General features: G+C 27.7%; 3 protein-coding genes. All 3 read right to left on the bottom strand.

What is annotated here, in order from left to right; translation table 11 throughout:
• Positions 1-33 precede the first annotated feature (33 nt).
• A complete protein-coding gene (locus tag KO494_RS00015; protein WP_215965533.1) occupies positions 34-699 on the bottom strand; it encodes a hypothetical protein in 666 nt (221 codons plus the stop codon).
• Positions 700-857: 158 nt separating this feature from the next.
• Positions 858-1139, bottom strand: a complete 282-nt coding sequence (locus KO494_RS00010; RefSeq protein ID WP_215965532.1) for a hypothetical protein — start codon at positions 1137-1139, stop codon at positions 858-860.
• A 7-nt stretch (positions 1140-1146) separates the two neighbouring features.
• Positions 1147-2076: a hypothetical protein gene (locus KO494_RS00005; protein WP_215965531.1), complete on the bottom strand. Its 930-nt coding sequence runs from the start codon at positions 2074-2076 to the stop codon at positions 1147-1149.
• Positions 2077-2279: the final 203 nt, after the last annotated feature.

Below are 2279 nucleotides of genomic sequence, written 5' to 3'. Positions count from 1 at the left end.
TTTTAACTCAGTTCTTTGTTGCCACACGTTTTTTTATTCAATTTGTTCTAAAATATAATCTTCTTTCTGTTTGTCAAATGTTGTGACATAAATTTTATTTCCGACTTTCTTTTTTAGAATGAATGGAATATAAATATCAGTAAATAATATATCAAATCCGTTATAATTTACTCTTTCCCATTTTAATTCCGAATTTCCCATTGTCCAACCACTACTTGTATAAACTGACTCATTTACAAAATGAATAGTGTCAGTCCATTTTTTGAAATTCCGTATATATTTATTTCCAGTCAGTTTAAAATCAGCTGTATTGTTTTTTAGAGAATCGTCTAATTTTTTATAAACGAGTTTTGAGTTACCATATGTAAATCCACTTAAAACAAAACTATCTTTCTTTATTGGCTCGATTATATCAGATAAGTATGGTTCATTATCATTAATGACGAATTTATTTCCTTTAAGTTTAAATTTGAATGAGCTTACATCTTCGTAGAAAAAATCATATTTATATCTTTGGATTTTCAATGTTCCATCATTAAATTCCCATATTTCATTAAAAGGTACTCCTGATAAGTCATAATTCAGAGTGTCATTTTCTTCTTGCTTATAAGCAGAAATCCAAGTTCCATTCAGCTTTTTTTCATTCTGACAAGAGTTAAAAACTAAAGCTAATATTAATATGTAGATTGATTTTTTCAAATGTGTGGCAACGTTGTTGTATATGGTTTGTTGCGTGTTTTAAGCACCTAATTTAATAAATAATTACCGACCAAGAAAGTCCGCGAGGACTTTCGTAAGTAGGCAAAAAGCCAGCAATAAATTATATACGGTGTTATGTGCAGGTTTTATTATAGAAGTTATAGCCTTTGCAATAATGCATTTAATACTTGAAGGTTACATCGTCTTGTAGTATATTCATGTTCGTTGTAATTAATATACCATTGAGTGTTTATTATCTCTCCCATATTTAAAGAATCTAATGCTTCGTTGATTGTATTTAAGGGGAGTGTTTTTTGATTTTCGTTTATAGTATAAGTAACTCCTAAATTATTGTCTCGACCATTAAATATATAATGAGTTCCATTAGCTGTTATATATAGAGTTTCGCCAACCAACAAATTATTTAATATTTCTTCCATACAGTTTTTAGTTTCTTAAAGATTTAGTATTTCTATTAACTTTCCATGTCTGATATGCTGTAATTGATTGAAGCATATTGTTAGTCATAATATTACTGTTTACTTCTTTAAGCTCTGAAGCAATTTTTTCGCTAGACTCAATCAAAGAAACAAAGTTTTGATTTAAATCGGTTAATTGATTACTGATTTTAGATAGTCTAACCTCTATTTTATCCAGCTTATTTAAAACGTTTTTTTGCCAAGTGCTATCGAATACTCCTAATTTTTCAAATGCTTCATATATTTCGAAATATCTTATTTTCCTGTCGTTTTGGTAAAAAACAATCATTGAAACAGCCATGTTTTTATAAAATTCTAATGTTTTTATTTGGTTTTCAATAGCAGGTTTAACAAATCTTCCAATTTTAAACATTCTTTCTAAATTTGCATCAAATCCGATAGGTTTTTTACCTTCTAATTCGGCTAAACCGGCTTGAAGATTTTCGTGCATTTTTTCAAAATCATTTCTTTTAGAATCTTCAACAATTCTTTTTATTATTACATCTATATCGATTAAATTTCCCCATTCTTCACAATCAGCAACTATGCGTCCACGATAACCTTTTAAGAAAGAATCAATTTTTAAAAATAAAAATAATTGGTTTTCTCCTCCTTTCTCTATAATACTAGTTTCGTTATTTATAATTGTTTTTTTATAATCGTCAACTGATAGTATGTTTATTTTCTTTATGGCCTCGATTTGTTCATTTAATAAATGGGCTTTTTCAATTTTAGAATCGGTATTTTCTTTTTCTTTTAGTAATTTAATTCTATTCTGCTCTTTTGTTATTTTTCGGTTTGCATCTTCTTTTTCTTTCCTCAAGTAGCCTTGACGTACCCAGTTTCCAAAAATCAAGACTATAATAGTTATTATAATTATTATTTGTACAGCTCCCATAATAAATAGTTTATTGTTTTAATTTTTGTCAGCATTAAAGTTACTTCCCGTGATTATATAAATCGTATCAATTTAGGTGTCAGGTTGATGATTATTTCATTAAAAATAAACCCTATGAATTTTTCTATTCTTCTCATTTTAATTGGTTCTGGTTTTTTTCTCAACTTGCACATAACGTTCTCGTATATGGAAAGTTGCGTTGT

This window comes from Lacinutrix sp. C3R15, assembly GCF_018860825.1.
Classification (GTDB): Bacteria; Bacteroidota; Bacteroidia; order Flavobacteriales; family Flavobacteriaceae; genus Oceanihabitans.
The sequence above is the reverse complement of the archived record's forward strand: the minus strand, read 5'-3'. Positions and strand labels throughout refer to the sequence as shown.

Excerpts from the sequence above, each read along its gene's own strand:
- KO494_RS00010 (WP_215965532.1), bottom strand. The coding sequence starts at position 1,139 with ATGGAAGAAATATTAAATAATTTGTTGGTTGGCGAAACTCTATATATA.
- KO494_RS00005 (WP_215965531.1), bottom strand. The coding sequence starts at position 2,076 with ATGGGAGCTGTACAAATAATAATTATAATAACTATTATAGTCTTGATT.